This is a genomic window from Streptomyces sp. NPDC041124, from assembly GCF_055592385.1.
In genome coordinates this window covers 25,027-38,989 of the sequence record NZ_JBVIYR010000001.1, presented here as the reverse complement: position 1 = coordinate 38,989, position 13,963 = coordinate 25,027, and the positions used below count along the sequence as shown (strand labels likewise).

Genomic DNA, 13,963 nt, shown 5'->3' with positions numbered 1-13,963 from the left:
AGCGGGGGCGTCAGGGGCGCCCCCGCTGCCCCCGCAGATGCTCGGCGATGGGCTTGAGGGCCTTGTCGAGCTCGGTGAGTGCCTCGGGGGCGAGCAGGTCGATGAAGTGTCTGCGCACGGACGCCACGTGGTGCGGGGCGACCTTCTGCATGGTCCCCAGCCCGTGCTCGGTGAGGACCGCGTACAGACCCCGGCGGTCGGACTCGCAGTTCTCCCGCCGGACCAGGTCCGCGTTCTCCATGCGGGTGATCTGGTGCGACAGCCGGCTCTTGGACTGCATGGTGGCGGAGGCGAGGTCGCTCATCCGCATCCGCCGGTCCTCCGACTCGGAGAGGTTCACCAGAATCTCGTAGTCGTTCATCGTCAGGCCGAACGGCTGCAGATCCTTCTCGAGCTGGTACGTCAACAGCCTGTTGACCTCCAGGTGGGTGCGCCAGGCGCACTGCTCCGCATTGGTCAGCCAGCGGGTGGCCGTCTCGGTCTCCATGAATGAAGTCTACCTAAGGAAGTTGAAAGACGAACTAATGAGGCTTTCGCGTGACATCACGTGCAGGCGTTCGATGTCACACCCCGCACATTACCGCTCACAGTCCGAAGCGGCGTTGGAGGTCCCCCAGTTGTCCGGGAAGGCGCGGTGCGCCCCCTGGCTGTCCCTGCCCGCCCCCGGGCACTCCCGGCTCGTGCGGAGGCACCCCCGTGGCCTGCTCCGTCATCAGTGCCTCGGACGACTGGAGCAGTACCGTGCCCGCCCCGACGAACTCGAACTGGTGCTCCTCGCCGGAAGCCCCGCCCAGGCCGGTCATCGCACGTAGACCGCCCATCACGCCGGTCAGGTACCCGTGGTCGTAGTGATGGCACGGGGACGGGCAGTCCGCCCAGCCGACCAGCGCCTGCGGGTCCACCCGGATCGGAGGTTCCATGAACACCACCGGACCGTTAGAGGCGGCCACGAACTTTCCGGTTCCGATCAGTGTGAGAAAACCCGGCACGATCGACTGCTTCAGCGAGAGACTTGGCTGAAAAGCTAGCAAGTTGCCCGAGCGAATGGTCAGGTTGCCCTCTTCGAGGTCGTACGCATTCACGTCGAAGGCCCGGTCGGCGAGGAGCATCTTGCCGGAGCCCTCCGCCACGACCCAGTCGCTCGCGTGCAGAGGCGAATGGAACGCCGTACGGACAAGTCGGTCGAGTCGCCCGTGCCCGATGCCGTCGAACTCGATCGAACCGTAGTAGGCGATCATCTTCCCCTTCTGCATGAACCACTGGGTGCCCTTGAGCTCCACGCAGAAGGTGTAGGGGTCGACGTTGTCGTCGGCCGGCAGCGTCATCGGGTCGTGGACCACGGGCCCGGCACCCGGCGCTCCGTACGTGCTCACAGCTTCTCCTCCGACGCCTGGACGTACACGGCACCGCTGCCGCTCAGCTCCAACTGGAAGGCCTCCCCGGAGCCGCGGCCCACCATGTCCCGCCAGCCGAGGGCGGTGGACAGCTTGTTGCGCACGTCGCCGTGGTGGGCGACGTAGGCCCCCGGGTCGACCCGGACCGGCCGCTGCGGGGTGATCGGGATCTCGATCACCCCTCCGTGCGCCATCACGGCGACCGAGCCGTGCCCCTTCAGCGTGGTGGTGAACAGCCCCTGCCCGGAGACCTGGCCCCGGACCATGCCCATCACCCCGCCCTGGGAGCCGAGGAACACCGTGCCCTGCTCCAGCGTGCCCTCGAAGGCGAGCAGCCGGTCGGCCTCGACGTACAGCGTGTCCCCGGAGAGGTCGATCACCTGGATGTGGTGACCGCCGTGCCCGAACAGCACGGTGCCGCTGCCCTCGACGGTCATCAGGGGCGTGTCCTCACCCGCGACCCGCCGCCCGATCATCGACATCACCCCGCCCTGGCCGCCGCGCAGGTTCGGGGTGAAGCCGACCTCCCCCTTGTACGCGAGCATCGCGCCGCGCTGACTGAACAGCCGCTGACCGGGCGCCACGGTCGCCTCGATCATCTTGGAGTTGATCTCCCTGAAGCCCATCTCACACGTCCCCCGCGATCGTGTTGCGCTCACTGGGCTGGACGTAGACCACCCCGTCGCCCTCGAACCGGATCTGGAAGGCCTCGCCGCTGCCCTCTCCCATCAAAGTGCGGAAGGTCACACCCGACTGGAAGGACTGCCGCAGGTTCCCCTGGTGGGCCACGTAGGCGCCCGGGTCGACGGTCAGCGGGTACTGCGGGCTGACCCGCAGCAGCACGGCCGGCCCGTCCGACAGGAGCGCCGCCTGGCCGTGGCCCTCGATCGTGGTCGTGAACAGCCCGTTGCCCTGCGAGGCGCCGCGCAGGCCCGTGAACGTGGTCCCGGTGCGCAGCCCGCCGTCCGTCGCCAGCAGATTGCTGGACTCCACGTACAGCGTGTCGCCCCGCAGCCCCACGAGGTTGATCTCGGAGGCACGGTCCGCGAAGAAGCAGGTCCCGTGCCCCTTCACCTCCATCAGTGTCATCTGCTCGCCCGTGAGCCTGCGGGTCACCATGCCCCGCAGGCCCTCACCGCCACCGCTGAGCTTCTTGAAGGCCATCTCGCCGTCGTACGCGACCATGGAGCCGTTCTTCGCCTTCACGGCGTCCCCGGTCATGTCGACGGCGAGCACCTTGCTGCTCTGAAGTCGGAACATCGCCACGGTTGCGACGGTAGCCGCCCCTTCGCCCCGACCGACAGATCCCGTGGCCCGAGTCGTCCCCTGACCCGCCCCCTGAGGACCCGCTCCCTGGATCACGTACGGGGTTTGCCACAATGGACGCGCTTGTGCGTGTGTTCACAAGCCGTCCGAACCGTCGACGCCGACGTCTCTCCCACCGAAGGTGACCCGTGGACATCAAGACCGCCTCCGCCCTCCGCCGCCTCCGCCTGGTCTCGGGCCCCGAAGCGATCTCGTTCCTGCTGCTGCTCGTCTGCTCGGTCCTGAAGCGGACCACCGACTTCAACGCCGTCCCGGTGATGGGCGCGGTCCACGGCTTCCTCTTCGTCCTCTACGTGCTCTTCTGGGCCGACGCCTGGAACCGCGCCAAGTGGCCGCTGAAGACCGCCGTCTTCTACTTCGCGATGTCGGTCCTGCCGACCGGCGGCTTCTTCGCCGATCGCCGGCTCAGGCGCGAGGCAGAGGACGCGGTGATCGCCTCCCGCGCCCGCACCGAGGGAGTGGTGAAGGCGTGATCGTCGCCTTCTCGGTGACACCGCTCGGCGTCGGCGAGGACGTGGGGGAGTACGTAGCCGACGCCGTGCGCGTGGTCCGCGAGTCCGGACTGCCCCACCGCACCGACGCCATGTTCACCTCACTGGAAGGCGAGTGGGACGAGGTCATGGACGTGGTCAAGCGTGCGGTGGCCGCCGTGGAGGCACGCGCCCCGCGCGTGTCCGTCGTCCTCAAGGCGGACATCCGCCCGGGCGTGACGGACGGCCTCACCTCGAAGGTGGAGACGGTCGAACGTCACCTGGCGGGCGACCGCTGACGCCGCCGCCCTGCGGCCCGCGGACCGGACCGGAACCGTCCGCCCGCGGCCCCGCGGACCGGACCGGAACCGTCCGCCCGCGGCCGCGCGGACCGATGTGTGAGACAGGGCTGACCGGCATATGACCGGCCGGTAGGGTCTGAGCCGTGCCGAAGCCGCTCAGTCTCTCGTTCGATCCCATCGCCCGCGCCGACGAGCTCTGGAAGCAGCGCTGGGGCAGCGTGCCGTCGATGGCCGCGATCACCTCCGTCATGCGCGCCCACCAGATCCTGCTGGCCGAGGTCGACGCGGTCGTCAAGCCGTACGGGCTCACGTTCGCGCGGTACGAGGCGCTGGTGCTGCTGACCTTCTCCAAGTCGGGCGAACTGCCGATGTCGAAGATCGGCGAGCGGCTCATGGTGCACCCCACATCGGTGACGAACACCGTGGACCGGCTGGTGAAGTCGGGTCTGGTCGCCAAGCGCCCCAACCCCAACGACGGCCGCGGCACCCTCGCCACCATCACGGACAAGGGCCGCGAGGTGGTCGAGTCCGCCACCCGTGACCTGATGGCGATGGACTTCGGTCTGAGCGCCTACGACGCCGAGGAGTGCGGCGAACTCTTCGCCATCCTGCGGCCGCTGAGGGTCGCGGCGGGGGACTTCGAGGAAGGCTGAGCGCCGGCCCGGGCGGCGACCGTGGCCCCGGCCGGTGCCGCTCCCGCGGGGGCGGGGTCAGTCCGGCCGCCTGCCTGCCGCCCGCACCCGTAGGGCACCCGCCGCCGTCACCCCGGCTCCCGCCGCGAGCAGTGCGACGCCCGTGCCGGCCACGCCCGGCGCGTGGGCGATCCACCGCGAGCCGACGCGGGTCGCGGTGACCGTGGTGGGGTCCTGGCGGCCGTCGTGGTCGACGAAGGTCAGCCGGGTGCGCTGGGAGGGCTCCCGGGACGCGATGTCCGGGTACTGCCCGCGCAGCGCGTCCGACCGGGCCCGCCGCTGATCCTCCGCGGCCGCCTCGATCTGCGCGGCGGTGCTGCCGTAGCAGTGCCACACGCTGCCGCCCTCGGCGGTGCGCGTCTCCTGGCAGGAGATCCGGGTGAAGGTGCGCGTCTCCAGTCCCGGTGCCCCGGTCCCGACGGCGGTCACTCCGCCTCCCGCGAGCAACAGCAGTGCCCCCGCCCCGAGCAGGAGCACCCCGGCCCCCCTGCCCGGCCGTCCGGTCGTGGCTGTCCCGTCCATCCCGTACCCCCCGGCATCCGCCCTGCCGAGGCCAGGGTAGTGCGGGCGGGCGGGCGGGGAAGGGGAGCCGGTACGGCCCGGGGCCGCGAGCGCGTCCGTGCCGCACCCGGGGTGACGCGGGGCACGCGCCCCGGGCCCGGTTCGCGGGGGGCGGCCGGTTAGGCTCGACGCCATGAAGAAGAGCGTGTTCACCCGCTACCGGGTCATGGCCTACGTCACCGGTGTCCTCCTCGTCGCGCTGACCTTCGGCATGATCGGCAAGTACGTGCTCGACATGGGTGGCGCGGCCGACTTCACGCAGGTGGTCAGCATCGCGCACGGCTGGCTCTACGTGGTCTACCTGATCTTCGCCTTCGACCTCGGCTCGAAGCTGAAGTGGCCGGTGAAGAAGCAGCTCTGGGTGCTGCTGGCCGGTACGGTGCCCACGGCCGCGTTCTTCGTGGAGCGCAGGATCAGCCGCGAGCTCGAGGGCAGGCTCGCGGACGAGGCCCCCGCGGTCGCCAAGGCATAACGTTCTTCCAGGTCACCGCCGCACGGAGCAGCGTGCGGCGGGTTGCCATCGACATTTACTTGGACGTCCTAGTAAATTCGGGGGTATGGACGCTGACGCCATCGACGAGGGCCGCCGACGCTGGCAGGCCCGGTATGACGCCGCGCGGAAGCGCGACGCGGATTTCACCACGCTCTCCGGCGATCCCGTGGAGCCGGTGTACGGGCCCCGGGCCGGAGACACCTACGACGGGTTCGAGCGGATCGGCTGGCCGGGGGAGTACCCCTTCACCCGCGGGCTGTACCCGACCGGCTACCGGGGGCGGACGTGGACCATCCGGCAGTTCGCCGGGTTCGGGAACGCCGAGCAGACCAACGACCGGTACAAGAAGATCCTCGGCAACGGCGGGGGCGGGCTCTCTGTCGCCTTCGACATGCCGACGCTCATGGGCCGCGACTCCGACGACCCGCGCTCCCTCGGCGAGGTCGGTCACTGCGGGGTGGCGATCGACTCCGCGGCCGACATGGAGGTCCTGTTCCAGGACATCCCGCTCGGGGACGTCACCACCTCCATGACGATCAGCGGGCCCGCCGTGCCCGTCTTCTGCATGTACCTCGTCGCCGCCGAGCGGCAGGGCGTCGACCCGGGCGTGCTCAACGGCACGCTGCAGACGGACATCTTCAAGGAGTACATCGCGCAGAAGGAGTGGCTCTTCCAGCCCGAGCCGCACCTGCGGCTCATCGGTGACCTGATGGAGCACTGCGCGGCCGGCATCCCCGCCTACAAGCCGCTCTCCGTCTCCGGCTACCACATCCGCGAGGCCGGTGCGACGGCCGCGCAGGAGCTCGCGTACACGCTCGCGGACGGCTTCGGCTACGTGGAGCTGGGGCTCAGCCGCGGGCTCGACGTGGACGTGTTCGCGCCCGGGCTGTCCTTCTTCTTCGACGCGCACGTCGACTTCTTCGAGGAGATCGCCAAGTTCCGCGCGGCCAGGCGGATCTGGGCGCGCTGGATGCGGGACGTGTACGGCGCGAAGAGCGACAAGGCGCAGTGGCTGCGCTTTCACACCCAGACCGCCGGTGTCTCGCTGACCGCGCAGCAGCCCTACAACAACGTCGTGCGGACCGCCGTCGAGGCGCTGGCCGCCGTCCTCGGCGGGACCAACTCGCTGCACACCAACGCCCTCGACGAGACCCTCGCGCTGCCCAGCGAGCAGGCCGCCGAGATCGCCCTGCGCACGCAGCAGGTGCTGATGGAGGAGACCGGCGTCGGCAACGTCGCGGACCCGCTGGGCGGTTCCTGGTACGTCGAGCAGCTCACGGACCGGATCGAGGCGGACGCCGAGAAGATCTTCGAGCAGATCAGGGAACGCGGCCTGCGCGCCCACCCGGACGGCAGGCACCCGATCGGGCCGATCACCTCCGGCATCCTGCGCGGCATCGAGGACGGCTGGTTCACCGGCGAGATCGCCGAATCGGCGTTCCGCTACCAGCAGGCGCTGGAGAAGGGCGACAAGCGGGTCGTGGGCGTCAACGTCCACACCGGGTCGGTCACCGGCGACCTGGAGATCCTGCGGGTCAGCCACGAGGTGGAGCGCGAGCAGGTGCGGCTGCTCGGCGCGCGCAAGGACCGGCGGGACGACGCGAAGGTGCGCGGCGCGCTGGACACCATGGTCGCCGCCGCGCGCTCCGGCGCCAACATGATCGAGCCCATGCTCGACGCCGTACGCGCGGAGGCGACGCTCGGCGAGATCTGCGGCGTCCTGCGCGACGAGTGGGGCGTGTACACGGAGCCCCCCGGCTTCTGACGCCTGCCCACCCGGCCACCCGGCGGGCGCGGTGTCCCCGGACACGGTGCCCGCCGGACACGTACGGGCCCGGTTCAGCCGGACACCAGCAGCACGCCCCCGTACGACAGGCCCGCCACGGTCACCCACGCGCACAGGCCGAGCGCCGCGACGCGGCCGCCCGTGCGGGTCAGGGTGGGCAGGTGGACCGCGCTGCCCAGGCCGAACAGGGCGGCGGCCAGCAGGAGTTCCTGGGCCACGTGGGCCGTGTCCAGGGCCGCAGGCGGCAGCAGGCCGGTGCTGCGCAGCGCCACGGCGGCCAGGAAACCGACGACGAACAGCGGCACCAGGGGGACCCGGGGTGCCCCCGCGGCCCGCCCCCGTCCGCGCCGGACGTCCAGGGCGACCGCGGCGACGATCGGGGCGAGCAGGGCCACCCGCATCAGCTTGACCAGCACCGCCTCCCCGAGCGCCGCACCGCCCGCGGTCTGGGCGGTGGCGACCACCTGCCCGACGTCGTGCACGCTCGCCCCGGCCCAGCGGCCGAACTCCGCGTCGGTAAGGCCGAGTACGCCCTGCAGCAGGGGCAGTACGGCGATGGCGAGGGTCCCGCAGAGGGTGACCAGGGCGACCGAGGTGGCCGCGTCCCGTTCGTCGCTGCCCCGCGCCTCGCCCACCGCGCCGATCGCGGACGCCCCGCACACCGCGTACCCGGCGGCGATCAGCAGCGGCTGGTCGCCGGGCAGCCCCAGCCGTCTGCCCAGCCACCAGGTGCCCAGCAGCGTGCACGTCACCACGCCGACGACCATCAGGACGGTGCCCCAGCCCAGCGCGCGGACGTCGTCGAAGGCGAGCCGCAGCCCGAGCAGCACGATCCCGGCCCGCATCAGCCGCCTGCCCGCGTACGAGAGTCCCGGCCGCGCCGTGGTCCCCACGAGGGTCCGCAGCCGGGGCAGGTGCGCGGCCACGACGCCGAGCACGACGGCGGCGGTGAGCATCGGGACGCCCGGCAGCAGCCGGTGCACGGACCAGGCGAGGGCCACCCCCAGCGCCGCGAGGGCGAGACCGTGCCGGCGGGCCGGGGCCGGGGCCGGGCGGCCGCCGGCCGCCGACGCGGACCGTTCCCGCAGCAGCGCCATCAGCGGTCGGCCGGCTGCGGGTAGACGCGGCGGACGCTGGTGCCGGAGCGGGATATGTCGGCGCCGTAGACGTGCAGGGATATGGCTCTGCCGGGCCCGTCGTTCCACACCCGGTGGATGTCGCCCGGCGGGGCGAAGCCGCAGACCTCGCCGCGCTCGCTGACCACGTCGGCGGTGGCGACCAGCCGTGCGCCGCTGTCGGGTCCGGCGGCAGGCAGCAGCCGGTAGCGGCGCTCGTGTTCCCGGCCCTCGTGGACGCCGGTGGTGCACCAGGCGATGTGGTCGTGCACCGAGGTGCCCTGACCGGGCAGCCACACCAGGGCGACGAGGGAGAAGCTGCCGTCGTGCTCGGCGTGCAGCAGGTGCTGCCGGTAGCGCGTGGGGTCGCTCTCGCACTGCTCCGGGGTGAGCAGGTCGGGGGCGCCCAGGTGCGGGGCGAGGCACTCGCCGACGAGGTGGGCCGTGGGGTCGGGCGGCAGGCCGCGGCCGACGGTCGCCCCGATGTCCGCGACGAGGGCGGCGAGGCGTGCTGTGGGGCGCGGCGCGGTGAAGGCGCCCGGGAGACTCGTGGCACTGGGTGCGGGAGGCATACCGGGAGCGTCGGACGGACGCGGGTATGACGTCCAACGACAGTTTCTTGGCCCTGCCCAAACATCGCTTATGGGCGCGGGGGCGCGGAGGGCTCAGCAGCCGTCCTTCGCGGCCGCGACCGCCCGCAGCCGGTCCAGCACCCGCGCCGCCGCCGGTATGCGCAGGTGCTCGGGCAGGACGTAGGCGGAGATCTTGCGGCGGGACAGGGGCCGGAGCGGGCGGCCGGTGACCTTCGGGTGGCGCATGAAGTTCAGGACGAGCGAGGGCAGCATGGCGACCCCCAGCCCCTCCGCGACCAGGCTCTGCACGGCGAGGTTGTCGTCGGTCATGAAGGCGATGTCGGGGACGAAACCCTCCTCCGCGCACTCGTGCAGCAGGTTGGTCCGGCAGCGCGCGCACCCGGCGATCCAGCGCTCCCCGGCCAGATCGGTCAGCCGCACCGCCCGCCTCCGGGCCAGCGGGTGTCCGGTGGGCAGCAGCACGGTGAGCTGGTCCTCCAGGAGCGGGATCTCCACCAGCCCCTCCGGCACCTGTTCGTGCAGTCCGGGATAGGTGAACGCCAGCGAGATGTCGCACTCGCCGCGGGTCAGCCGCCGCAGCGACTCGGGCGGCTCGTTCTCCAGCAGGTCCACCCTCAGCGCGGGGTGGTCGGCCGACAGCCGGGCCAGCGCCTCCGGGACGAGCGTGGAGTTGGCGCTGGGGAAGGCGCACAGCCGGACCCGCCCGGCGCGCAGCCGTGTGAGGGCGTTCATCTGCTCCCGCGCGGCCGACATGGCGCCGAGGATCGACGAGGTGTGCCGGGCCAGGGCCTCACCGGCCTCGGTGAGCCGCAGCCCGCGGCCCACGCGGACGAACAGGGCGGAGCCGGTGTCCCGCTCCAGGGCCTTCATCTGCTGGGTGATCGCCGGCTGGGTGTAGCCGAGGGACCGCGCGGCGGCCGAGTAGGAGCCGGTCCTGACCACCTCGTGGAACGTCCTGATGTGCCGGGAGTCGAACACCGGGGCAACATAAGCGGCTGTTGGGGGGCCGCCACCGTCCGCCGGGGCGGGGCCCCTCACGGCTTGCGGGCCACCGCGCCGTACAGCGAGATGACGGCGCTGTCGTCGGTGCTCTCCCCTTCGGCGAGCTCGGGATGCCAGTCGGTCAGCTGGACCAGGCCGGGTTCGACGGGCTCCAGCCCTTCGAAGAACCGGGCGATCTCCGCGCGGGTGCGCGGCGCGAGCGTGACACCGCCCGCCGCGTACATCGCGACACCGCGGCCGACGCCGTCGGGGTCGAAGTCAGCGGTCAGCTGGGACAGCACCAGGTAACTGTCCGGGGGGAGGGCGTCGACGAGTTCGGCGACCAGGGCGTACGGGTCGTCCTCGTCGCCGAGGAAGTGCGTCAGCGCCACCAGGGACAGCGCCACCGGCCGGCCGAGGTCCAGGCTCTCGCGGGCCTGCCGCAGGATGCGCCCGGGGTCGCGCACATCGGCCTGCACGTAGGCGGTGACGCCCTCGGGGGTGCTGCGCAGCAGCGCCTCCGCGTGCTTGAGGACGATGGGATCGTTGTCCGTGTAGACGACGCGGGACTCGGGCGCGACGCGCTGGGCGATCTGGTGCAGGTTGGGTTCGGTGGGGATCCCGGTGCCGATGTCGAGGAACTGCCGGACGCCCGCCTCGCCGGCCAGCCACCGGGTGACGCGCTGCATGAACCAGCGGTTGGTGCGGGCGACGTGCCGGGCCGTGCCGTCGACGCCCATGATCCGCCGGCCCAGTTCCTCGTCGACGGGGTAGTTGTCCTTCCCCCCGAGGAACCAGTCGTAGACCCGGGCCGGGTGCGGCCGGGAGGTGTCGATCCGTACGGTGACGCGTTCGGTGCCGGTCATGCGCGCCTCCCTGGCCGCTCGGTGTCCCGTGTGCCCCGGTGGGGATGATCAGGATCCTCGCAAAGCCCCGGGGGCGACGACAGGCGACTACCGGCCGAGAGTGGCCGGTTCGCTCACCCGGGGGCGGTGACGAGGCCCGACAACAGGACCCGGGTGAAGCGGTGCACCCACTCCCGGTCCGCCGGTTCGGCGCTGACCAGGGTGCGGTGCACCACCGCGCCGGCCACCATGTCGAAGATCAGGTCGACCGCCCGGGCCGCCTCCCCGGCGTCCTGCTCGGCCGGCAGCTCGCCCCGTTCCTGGGCACGGGCACGGCCCGCGAGGACGAGACGCTTCTGCCGTTCGACGATGGAGGCGCGGATGCGCTCCCGCAGGGCCTCGTCGCGGGTGGCCTCGGCGACCACCGCCATCAGTCCGCTCCTGGCCTCCGGGCGGGCCAGTATCGCGGCGAACTGGAGCACCACGCCCTCGATGTCGGCGGCCAGCGAGCCGCGGTCGGGCAGCACCAGCTCGTCGAAGAGTTCCGCCACCGCGTCCACCACCAGTTCGTTCTTGCCCGCCCAGCGGCGGTAGAGGGTGGTCTTCGCGACCCCGGCGCGGACCGCCACGTCCCCCAAGGTGAGCTTGGACCAGCCGAGTTCCACCAGAGCGTGACGGGTCGCGGCCAGGATCGCGGCGTCCGCTGCGGCGTTGCGCGGGCGCCCGGTGCGACGGGCGGGGGTGGGGCTGGGCATGGCAGGAACCATAACGGCGGATACCGCGCGGTCGGTCGTGAGAGAGATCACGGCGAAGGGGTGCCCCCGGGACTCCGGCCGGTATTACGCTACGACCCGTAGCGAAAGCACGCTCGACCGGCGTGCCCGAGCGACGACCACACGGGCGTGGGGTGGGGACCCGGCGCCAACACCACACGTACGCCTGGGTTTCCCGGGCGTTTTTCACACACGCGCGGGGTACGGGGGAGGATAGACGCATGCAGCCACGGAACATGTCCATGAGCGGGGTCGTCGACCTCGCCGCGGTGAAGGCGGCCCAGGAGGCCAAGGCGAAGGCGGAGCAGGCGCGCGCCGAATCGGCCCGGCAGGGCGGAGGGGGTGCCGTCTCCCCGGCCGACCTCGTGATCGACGTCGACGAGGCCGGTTTTGAACGCGACGTCCTGCAGCGGTCCACCGAGGTCCCGGTCGTCATCGACTTCTGGGCCGAGTGGTGCGAGCCCTGCAAGCAGCTGAGCCCTCTCCTGGAGCGGCTCACCGTCGAGTACAACGGGCGCGTGCTCCTCGCCAAGATCGACGTCGACGCCAACCAGATGCTGATGCAGCAGTTCGGGATCCAGGGGATCCCGGCGGTCTTCGCGGTGGTGGCCGGGCAGGCGCTGCCGCTCTTCCAGGGCACCGCGGGTGAGGCGCAGATCCGCCAGACCCTGGACCAGCTGGTCCAGGTCGGCGAGCAGCGCTTCGGCCTGACCGGCCTCACCGTCGATCCCGACGCCGTGCCGGGCGGTGCGACGCCCGCACAGGCCGAGGCCGCCGGTCCGTACGACGCCCTGCTGGAGGCCGCCGTGCGGGCTCTGGACAGCGGTGACCTCGCCGGTGCCGTCCAGGCGTACAAGAACGTGCTCGCCGACGACCCCGGCAACCCGGAGGCCGCGCTGGGCCTCGCCCAGGCCGAACTGCTCCAGCGGGTGCGGGGCCTGGACCCCCAGCAGGTGCGCAAGGACGCCGCCGACAGGCCGCGGGACGCCGCCGCGCAGATCGCCGCCGCCGACCTGGACCTGGTGGGCGGTCACGTCGAGGACGCCTTCGGCCGGCTCATCGAGACGGTGGCGCGCACCGCCGGCGACGAACGTGACACCGTGCGCGTGCGGCTGCTGGAGCTGTTCGAGGTGGTCGGAGCCGACGACCCGCGCGTGGTCGCCGCACGGCGGGCGCTGGCACGGGCACTGTTCTGAGCCGAGCGGGTCACACGGGCCCGCCTGCGGCGGGGAAGGGCCACGGCGCCCGGTCCGTACCGTTTTCTCCGGTCGACCGGGTGCGTGGTGCCCGAGTGGCCGAATGGCTCAATGGGGGCCGATGCGGCCGCGCTTTGCCAAATCTTGGCAATCGCGGCCGCTGTTACTGCGAGTAAGTCGCAGGCGTTGATCTGTCGGAATCCGTCCTTTGATCAACTGTTTTGTACACCCCCCGCGGTGCACCGAGCGTCGCCGCGCGAAGCCGGCGGGTCGCCGCACGGTTATCCGCCCGTTACTAGCGAGTAACGAACCCCCTTGTGCGGGGGCCGAGAATGCACCACGATCGGCCACGCTCGGTCCATCACCCCGCACCCCCGACAGCCGGTCGGGCCGCGGGAATCCCTGGGTCCCCACCGAGCAGAGCCGGCGGCAGTGGCGCCGGCTCTTGGACAGGGGGGTCTTCGCCCACCGGGTGAAGCCTGTCCAGCAAGGTTGTGCGTGATGCGTGTCAGGCGCGACCAGTGGTTGTCGCTCGGGGGTGATCGCCGGTGATTCGGGCGCGTCTCCGCGCCGCCGAGTGCGGGCGCTCTCCTTTCCGAGGACGTAGCACTTCTCCCATCCCTGCCCGGCCCGGCCGCCGTTCATGGCGGCGAGTCAGGACAGGAGATGTACGTCCGAGAAGGAGGAAATATGGAGTCCCAGGTGCGTGGCGGGACCAGATGGAAGCGGTTCGCTGTGGTCATGGTGCCCAGCGTCGCCGCCACGGCGTGCATAGGTGTCGCCCTCGCGCAGGGCGCCCTCGCGGCGTCGTTCAGCGTGTCGGGCCAGTCGTTCAAGGTCACCACGGACGAGCTCGTCGGTACGGGCTTCTCCCAGTACGGTGCCCTCGACGAGGGGTACACCCTCACCGGCAAGAAGACGGCGCACCCTGTCGCGGTCTCGGCGTTCAAGTCGGCGACCATCAAGAACATGTGCCAGTCGGTCGTCACCCCGAACATTCCGGTGCTCGGGAACGTCAGCCTGATGCTGCGTGCGGGTCAGGGCGCACCGGTCGAGGCCGAGAACCTCTACATCGATGTCGCCGACCTGAACGCCGACGCGACGTTCACGAACATCGACATCGGTGTGGCCGCCAAGGACGCCAGCAAGGGTCCGGGCATGAAGGGCGGCGGCGAGCAGGCCAACCCGTACGGGTTCGCCCAGCAGGCAGAGAAGGCCGTCCTGAAGGACGTGAAGCAGACGGCGTGGGCGACCACCGCCGGAACCTTCAAGCTCAGCGGTCTGAAGATGTCGCTCTCCACGGGTGTCAAGGAGTGCTACTAAGCACTCGCTGACGGGCGGGGGAGCCGGTGGCGCCCCCGCCCGTCCACCTTCCCGCCGCGCCTTCACGCGCGGCGCACATCACCACCACAGCAAAGCCGTACCAGGGAGCTGTT

17 protein-coding genes are annotated in these 13,963 nt (G+C 71.5%); 7 read left to right on the top strand and 10 right to left on the bottom strand.

What is annotated here, in order from left to right:
• Positions 1-10: 10 nt before the first annotated feature.
• The 4 genes from ACZ6A9_RS00195 to ACZ6A9_RS00180 form a co-directional block, all read right to left on the bottom strand.
• Positions 11-487 carry a MarR family winged helix-turn-helix transcriptional regulator gene (locus tag ACZ6A9_RS00195; protein WP_468975714.1) on the bottom strand — a complete coding sequence of 159 codons (477 nt, stop codon included), beginning with the start codon at positions 485-487 and terminating at the stop codon, positions 11-13.
• A 97-nt stretch (positions 488-584) separates the two neighbouring features.
• Positions 585-1,373, bottom strand: coding sequence for an AIM24 family protein (locus ACZ6A9_RS00190; RefSeq protein WP_468975712.1), 789 nt, complete (start codon positions 1,371-1,373; stop codon positions 585-587).
• The gene (locus ACZ6A9_RS00185; protein ID WP_468975709.1) at positions 1,370-2,020 is read right to left on the bottom strand and encodes an AIM24 family protein; all 651 of its coding nucleotides are present in this window, start codon (positions 2,018-2,020) and stop codon (positions 1,370-1,372) included. Before ACZ6A9_RS00185 ends, ACZ6A9_RS00190 begins: the two co-directional genes overlap by 4 nt.
• 1 nt (position 2,021) lies before the next feature.
• A complete protein-coding gene (locus ACZ6A9_RS00180) occupies positions 2,022-2,654 on the bottom strand; it encodes an AIM24 family protein (protein ID WP_468977882.1) in 633 nt (210 codons plus the stop codon).
• A 194-nt stretch (positions 2,655-2,848) separates the two neighbouring features.
• Between ACZ6A9_RS00180 and ACZ6A9_RS00175 the strand changes: the two genes are divergently transcribed.
• The 3 genes from ACZ6A9_RS00175 to ACZ6A9_RS00165 all read left to right on the top strand — a co-directional run bounded on the left by ACZ6A9_RS00175 (position 2,849) and on the right by ACZ6A9_RS00165 (position 4,145).
• On the top strand, positions 2,849-3,193 hold the full coding sequence (locus tag ACZ6A9_RS00175; RefSeq protein WP_468975706.1) for a DUF3817 domain-containing protein: 345 nt from the start codon (positions 2,849-2,851) through the stop codon (positions 3,191-3,193).
• Positions 3,190-3,489, top strand: coding sequence for an MTH1187 family thiamine-binding protein (locus ACZ6A9_RS00170; RefSeq protein WP_468975703.1), 300 nt, complete (start codon positions 3,190-3,192; stop codon positions 3,487-3,489). Before ACZ6A9_RS00175 ends, ACZ6A9_RS00170 begins: the two co-directional genes overlap by 4 nt.
• A gap of 146 nt (positions 3,490-3,635) precedes the next feature.
• Positions 3,636-4,145 (top strand): MarR family winged helix-turn-helix transcriptional regulator, encoded by a 510-nt coding sequence (locus ACZ6A9_RS00165; RefSeq protein ID WP_468975701.1) that lies wholly within the window; start codon positions 3,636-3,638, stop codon positions 4,143-4,145.
• A gap of 57 nt (positions 4,146-4,202) precedes the next feature.
• Here the strand turns inward: ACZ6A9_RS00165 and ACZ6A9_RS00160 are convergent, their stop codons facing one another.
• Complete coding sequence (locus ACZ6A9_RS00160; protein ID WP_468975698.1) at positions 4,203-4,706, bottom strand: hypothetical protein; 504 nt, start codon at positions 4,704-4,706, stop codon at positions 4,203-4,205.
• A 172-nt stretch (positions 4,707-4,878) separates the two neighbouring features.
• Between ACZ6A9_RS00160 and ACZ6A9_RS00155 the strand changes: the two genes are divergently transcribed.
• Positions 4,879-5,217, top strand: coding sequence for a DUF3817 domain-containing protein (locus ACZ6A9_RS00155; RefSeq protein WP_468975696.1), 339 nt, complete (start codon positions 4,879-4,881; stop codon positions 5,215-5,217).
• An 85-nt stretch (positions 5,218-5,302) separates the two neighbouring features.
• Positions 5,303-7,003 (top strand): acyl-CoA mutase large subunit family protein, encoded by a 1,701-nt coding sequence (locus tag ACZ6A9_RS00150; RefSeq protein WP_468975692.1) that lies wholly within the window; start codon positions 5,303-5,305, stop codon positions 7,001-7,003.
• A 74-nt stretch (positions 7,004-7,077) separates the two neighbouring features.
• Here the strand turns inward: ACZ6A9_RS00150 and ACZ6A9_RS00145 are convergent, their stop codons facing one another.
• From ACZ6A9_RS00145 to ACZ6A9_RS00125, 5 genes are all read right to left on the bottom strand, one after another.
• Entirely contained in the window at positions 7,078-8,121 is a 1,044-nt protein-coding gene (locus tag ACZ6A9_RS00145) for a YeiH family protein (protein WP_468975689.1), read from the bottom strand.
• Positions 8,121-8,711, bottom strand: coding sequence for a cysteine dioxygenase family protein (locus ACZ6A9_RS00140; RefSeq protein WP_468975687.1), 591 nt, complete (start codon positions 8,709-8,711; stop codon positions 8,121-8,123). The genes ACZ6A9_RS00145 and ACZ6A9_RS00140 overlap by 1 nt, the downstream gene beginning before the upstream one ends.
• A gap of 93 nt (positions 8,712-8,804) precedes the next feature.
• Positions 8,805-9,710 carry a LysR family transcriptional regulator gene (locus ACZ6A9_RS00135; RefSeq protein ID WP_468975684.1) on the bottom strand — a complete coding sequence of 302 codons (906 nt, stop codon included), beginning with the start codon at positions 9,708-9,710 and terminating at the stop codon, positions 8,805-8,807.
• A 56-nt stretch (positions 9,711-9,766) separates the two neighbouring features.
• Positions 9,767-10,579 (bottom strand): SAM-dependent methyltransferase, encoded by an 813-nt coding sequence (locus ACZ6A9_RS00130; protein WP_468975681.1) that lies wholly within the window; start codon positions 10,577-10,579, stop codon positions 9,767-9,769.
• A gap of 113 nt (positions 10,580-10,692) precedes the next feature.
• Positions 10,693-11,313: a TetR/AcrR family transcriptional regulator gene (locus tag ACZ6A9_RS00125; protein WP_468975679.1), complete on the bottom strand. Its 621-nt coding sequence runs from the start codon at positions 11,311-11,313 to the stop codon at positions 10,693-10,695.
• Between the two features lie 239 nt (positions 11,314-11,552).
• Here ACZ6A9_RS00125 and ACZ6A9_RS00120 point away from each other — a divergent pair, with 239 nt between their 5' ends.
• Positions 11,553-12,527, top strand: coding sequence for a tetratricopeptide repeat protein (locus ACZ6A9_RS00120; protein WP_468975676.1), 975 nt, complete (start codon positions 11,553-11,555; stop codon positions 12,525-12,527).
• A 690-nt stretch (positions 12,528-13,217) separates the two neighbouring features.
• Positions 13,218-13,850 carry a DUF6230 family protein gene (locus ACZ6A9_RS00115; protein WP_468975674.1) on the top strand — a complete coding sequence of 211 codons (633 nt, stop codon included), beginning with the start codon at positions 13,218-13,220 and terminating at the stop codon, positions 13,848-13,850.
• Positions 13,851-13,963 lie beyond the last annotated feature (113 nt).

What these genes read in the sequence shown, in the direction of transcription:
- ACZ6A9_RS00195 (WP_468975714.1), bottom strand. Translation starts at nt 487, where the DNA reads ATGGAGACCGAGACGGCCACCCGCTGGCTGACCAATGCGGAGCAGTGC.
- ACZ6A9_RS00185 (WP_468975709.1), bottom strand. Translation starts at nt 2,020, where the DNA reads ATGGGCTTCAGGGAGATCAACTCCAAGATGATCGAGGCGACCGTGGCG.
- ACZ6A9_RS00180 (WP_468977882.1), bottom strand. Translation starts at nt 2,654, where the DNA reads ATGTTCCGACTTCAGAGCAGCAAGGTGCTCGCCGTCGACATGACCGGG.
- ACZ6A9_RS00160 (WP_468975698.1), bottom strand. Translation starts at nt 4,706, where the DNA reads ATGGACGGGACAGCCACGACCGGACGGCCGGGCAGGGGGGCCGGGGTG.
- ACZ6A9_RS00155 (WP_468975696.1), top strand. Translation starts at nt 4,879, where the DNA reads ATGAAGAAGAGCGTGTTCACCCGCTACCGGGTCATGGCCTACGTCACC.
- ACZ6A9_RS00150 (WP_468975692.1), top strand. Translation starts at nt 5,303, where the DNA reads ATGGACGCTGACGCCATCGACGAGGGCCGCCGACGCTGGCAGGCCCGG.
- ACZ6A9_RS00145 (WP_468975689.1), bottom strand. Translation starts at nt 8,121, where the DNA reads ATGGCGCTGCTGCGGGAACGGTCCGCGTCGGCGGCCGGCGGCCGCCCG.
- ACZ6A9_RS00140 (WP_468975687.1), bottom strand. Translation starts at nt 8,711, where the DNA reads ATGCCTCCCGCACCCAGTGCCACGAGTCTCCCGGGCGCCTTCACCGCG.
- ACZ6A9_RS00130 (WP_468975681.1), bottom strand. Translation starts at nt 10,579, where the DNA reads ATGACCGGCACCGAACGCGTCACCGTACGGATCGACACCTCCCGGCCG.
- ACZ6A9_RS00125 (WP_468975679.1), bottom strand. Translation starts at nt 11,313, where the DNA reads ATGCCCAGCCCCACCCCCGCCCGTCGCACCGGGCGCCCGCGCAACGCC.
- ACZ6A9_RS00120 (WP_468975676.1), top strand. Translation starts at nt 11,553, where the DNA reads ATGCAGCCACGGAACATGTCCATGAGCGGGGTCGTCGACCTCGCCGCG.
- ACZ6A9_RS00115 (WP_468975674.1), top strand. Translation starts at nt 13,218, where the DNA reads ATGGAGTCCCAGGTGCGTGGCGGGACCAGATGGAAGCGGTTCGCTGTG.